At 53.8% G+C, this 3,946-nt stretch carries 3 protein-coding genes; 1 reads left to right on the top strand and 2 read right to left on the bottom strand.

All coding sequences use genetic code 11. The annotated features are described in order from the left end of the window. Positions 1 to 151: 151 nt before the first annotated feature. Positions 152 to 2,017 (top strand): threonine--tRNA ligase, encoded by a 1,866-nt coding sequence (locus BP727_RS12035; protein WP_013719114.1) that lies wholly within the window; start codon positions 152 to 154, stop codon positions 2,015 to 2,017. 182 nt (positions 2,018 to 2,199) lie between these two features. Here BP727_RS12035 and BP727_RS12030 read toward each other — a convergent pair whose 3' ends face one another. Next, positions 2,200 to 3,345 carry a right-handed parallel beta-helix repeat-containing protein gene (locus BP727_RS12030; protein WP_013719115.1) on the bottom strand — a complete coding sequence of 382 codons (1,146 nt, stop codon included), beginning with the start codon at positions 3,343 to 3,345 and terminating at the stop codon, positions 2,200 to 2,202. 412 nt (positions 3,346 to 3,757) lie between these two features. After that, a partial coding sequence (locus tag BP727_RS12025; protein WP_286859004.1) for a hypothetical protein occupies positions 3,758 to 3,946 on the bottom strand: 189 nt, incomplete at its 5' end.

The raw sequence follows: 3,946 nt of genomic DNA, 5'->3' as shown, positions 1-3,946 counted from the left end.
TCGGAAGCCTGGCGTTTGGCAGGGTGAGAGAGGACCGCTTCAGACGCCCGATCCTTGGCAGCAGGAGGCTTTCTCCTCTGGAGCACCTGGAGCTAGATAGAAACATTGAATTACACCCACACTCATCCTTCAAGAGTTCAGGTGACCGATATTGCAATTGCTCCTAATTCACTCGGATTTCATTGAGTTCGAGGCCAAGAGGCCCACGAAGCTGGCAGAAGAGGTCGAAGATTCGGCCAAGAAAGGCCGCCTCGATGAGGCGCTATGCGCTTTCATCGCCGTGGAGAAGTTCGACGAGGACGATACCGATGCTGTGATCGCCGAGGGCGCAAAGCAGGTAGCAGATGTGGCCGGCCAGGTCAAGGCCCACCGCATTATGATCTATCCCTATGCCCACTTGAGCTCCAGCCTCTCCACCCCGGCCACGGCAGTCAAGATACTCAAGGGAATGGCAGATGTCCTCTCCCAGAACTATGAGGTCATGCGTGCCCCCTTCGGCTGGTACAAAGCCTTCACCATCAGCTGCAAGGGCCATCCGCTCTCCGAGCTCTCCCGATCCATAAGGCTGGGCGAGGGTGAGGTGGTATCCGAGGCCCTTAAGTCTGAGGCCAAAGCGGTATCCTACTGGAGGGTCTTAGATCTGGATGGAAAGCTGGTGGACGCAGACAAGTTCAATTTCGAGGGGCACACTAACCTGCAGAAGTTCGCCAACTACGAGATCTCCAAAGCGAGAGCAGTGGACAAGGTCCCGCCCCATGTGGAGCTGATGAGACGGCTGGAGCTGGTGGACTACGAGCCGGGCTCCGACTCGGGCAACATGCGCTACTACCCCAAAGGCAGGCTGGTCAAGTCCCTCCTGGAGACCCTGGTACTGGAGAAGGCGGCGGACATGGGCGCCATGGAGGTGGAGACCCCCATCATGTACGATATGGAGCATCCCACTCTGAAAAAGTATCTGGACCGCTTTCCCGCCCGGCAGTATCAGATCGACTCGGACAAGAGAAAGCTTTTCCTCCGTTTCGCCGCCTGTTTCGGCCAGTTCTTGATGGGCCATGACATGTCCATATCCTACAAGTCCCTGCCCCTGAAGATGATAGAGATGACCAGATACAGCTTCCGGCGCGAGCAGCGGGGGGAGCTGGTGGGCATCCGCCGCCTGCGGGCTTTCACCATGCCCGATATGCACACCATGAGCCGGGATATGCATTCCGCCATCGAGGAGTTCAGGAAGCAGTATCTCGCCAGCATCAGCGTCCTGAAGGAGGTGGGCCTGGAGGTTGAAGACTATGAGGTGGCCATCAGGTTCACTCGGGACTTTTATAAGGAGAATCAGGAGTTCATTGCTGGATTGGTGGATATCATCAAAAAGCCGGTCTTAATCGAGATGTGGGATGAGAGGTTCTTCTATTTCGTCCTCAAGTTCGAGTTCAACTTCGTGGATACCATGGACAAGGCCAGCGCCCTCTCCACCGTCCAGATCGATGTGGAGAATGCCGAGCGCTACGATATCAACTATATCGATGAGTCTGGTGCGAGAAGGCGGCCCATACTCTTGCATTGCTCTCCCTCCGGAGCGATAGAGAGGGTGATGTACGCCATACTGGAGAAGGCGGCCCGACTATCTCTTCAGGGCAAGCTGCCCATGCTCGAGACCTGGCTGTCTCCAACCCAGGTGAGAATCATACCGGTGGCTGAGCGCCACCAGGAGAGGGCTCTTGCCCTGGCCGGGATTCTCGGCTTCCGCACAGATATTGACGACAGGGACGAGACCGTGGGCAAGAAGATCCGCGATGCTGGAAGGGAATGGGTGCCATATGTGGCAGTGATCGGGGACGAGGAGCTCCAGTCCGGTCGGCTGGCCGTCACCATTCGCAGCGAATCCACCCCCAAGTCGCCGGCAAAGAAGAGCATGACTGTGGATGAGCTCAAAGAGAGGCTCACTGGAGAGACAAAAGGAAAGCCCTGGCGCAGACTGCCTATGGCCATGAGGCTCTCGGAGAGGCCCAGGTTCATCTGAAGGATTCAAGAGCGAGAGCAAAGAGCACAGCCCTCCAGGTAAAAGGGCAGGATGGATCAGAAGAGTATGGTCCATCCCTCTTTTGCAAATATAACTTCATATCGCTTCGCTCCTCGGCGAGAAGTCAGAAAGAGGTTGAAGAGAAGCGTGGGGAAGAGGATTTTTAGCAGGGAAATTGATCTTCAGCCGGTGGGCTCCGCCTGGGGGTGATTGTCAATCCCCGGTCCCCCGGGGATGTAGAACTTCCCTCCCAGATCGCTGTAATAGTTCCCCTGGCTTCCATTGTCCCAGCGATTGTTCTCCCCCCGGTCATAGGCATTGCAGCCGTTATTGATGAGATGATTGGCATATACCAGATCCCAGCGGGAGGAGAAGGTCAGGTAAATGCCATACCCATTATCCTGGGCGGTGTTGCCCAAAATGGTGTTATTGCTGGCATGATTTGCCAGATAGAGCCCTTTCCCATTCTGGGAGAGATAATTCTCCTCAAGGATGTTGTCATTGCTGTCATAAGAGAGATAAATTCCCTTGCTGTTGTCCACGGCCCGGTTTCCCAGGAGGTGGTTGTTCCGGGAGCAGTCCAGGTATATGCCGGCATCGATATTGTTGCTGGCATTGTTGTATGCAATCCGGTTTCCGTTGCTGGATTCAGACAGAGAAATGCCATACCAATCATTCTCGATGACGGTATTGTTTATGATCGAATTGTTGCTGGCAGAGCGAAGCGAGATGGAGGTGTCGCCATTATTTCTCAGCTGATTATCCTGGATGACATTACCTGAGGAGTAGATGAGAAATATGCCGCAGTCGCTCTCCTCATTTATGTAGTTGTCCCGGATATCGCAATTTTGTATCCGATTTTCTTTTGAGCTGTAGAGGGTTATGCCGTTGGTGTTGTTGTTTATGCTGTTATTGGCAATGATGTTGGAATGGGCCCCTTCCAGGCGAATGCCGTCCAGACAACCGGAGATGCTGTTGTTCTCTATGATATTCCCTCCAGAGAGGACATGGACCCCAGTTCGTCGAGTAGTTCTGATCTCAAAGCCGGATACCTTTGCCCCATCCGCATTGATGGTTAATGCGTTGCCAATGGCGCTTCCGTCCAGCAGAGGCCGTCCCCTGCCCTCCAGGACAATCGGCCGAGTTATATTCAGGCTCTCTCGATAGACCCCTTCCCGGACGATTATAGTGTCTCCGGAATCCGCCCGGTTTATGGCCCCCTGGAGGCTCTCTCCCTGGCGGACGATATGAGTTGTCCCACCGGCTATTGATGCCAAAAGGATGATAGCGACTGCCAGCATAGCTGGATGCACTCGACTCTCCCTCATTGCCTTCCCCTCATAGCTTCTTGTATCCCTATTGGATTTAAATACTACGATGGTCTTTCTTGTCTTAAGACTTATCTCTGGTATAATTCTCGCACAGGACAGTTGAAGCTTAAAGCTTGCCTTTAGAGGATTTTAGGTGCCTATCGCCCAAATGGTTTCAGATCATAAGTGCGCAATGGCCTTCTTGCTGGCTCCTCAATACCGAATCGTCCTTAATGCAGAACTGGGAGTAATTCCGGCTGATTCCCTGCCCCTCGGATGCACCTGCGCAGCCGTCAGGCCAGGTTACGGAAAAATACGTTTCTCAAAAGCGAGGGGCTATCGATTGTCAAAGATCTATCACAGTTGCCAGGCCCAGAGAACGTTATGAATTTCCCTTCTTGAGGATCTTTGCCTGAATTGGTCTTAGGGTCTATCTGATGCCGATCTTGGCTTTTATCGCCTGGATATCGCTCTCTATCCTCGCCCTCCAGCCGGCATCGAAGGTCATCTCCCGGTGCAAGCCCCTGATCTCGTCGATGATCACATCTTGCTTCTCTGCGATCTCCGGAATGGGACGGGTATTCTCCGCGATCTCCGGGATGAGTCGGGTATTCTCCGC

Origin of the sequence: Methanosaeta sp. UBA356, from assembly GCF_002496465.1 — an archaeon.
GTDB lineage: Archaea > Halobacteriota > Methanosarcinia > Methanotrichales > Methanotrichaceae > Methanothrix > Methanothrix soehngenii.
The sequence above is the reverse complement of the archived record's forward strand: the minus strand, read 5'-3'. Positions and strand labels throughout refer to the sequence as shown.

Coding starts and splice junctions, on each gene's coding strand:
- BP727_RS12030 (WP_013719115.1), bottom strand. CDS start 3,345: ATGAGGGAGAGTCGAGTGCATCCAGCTATGCTGGCAGTCGCTATCATC.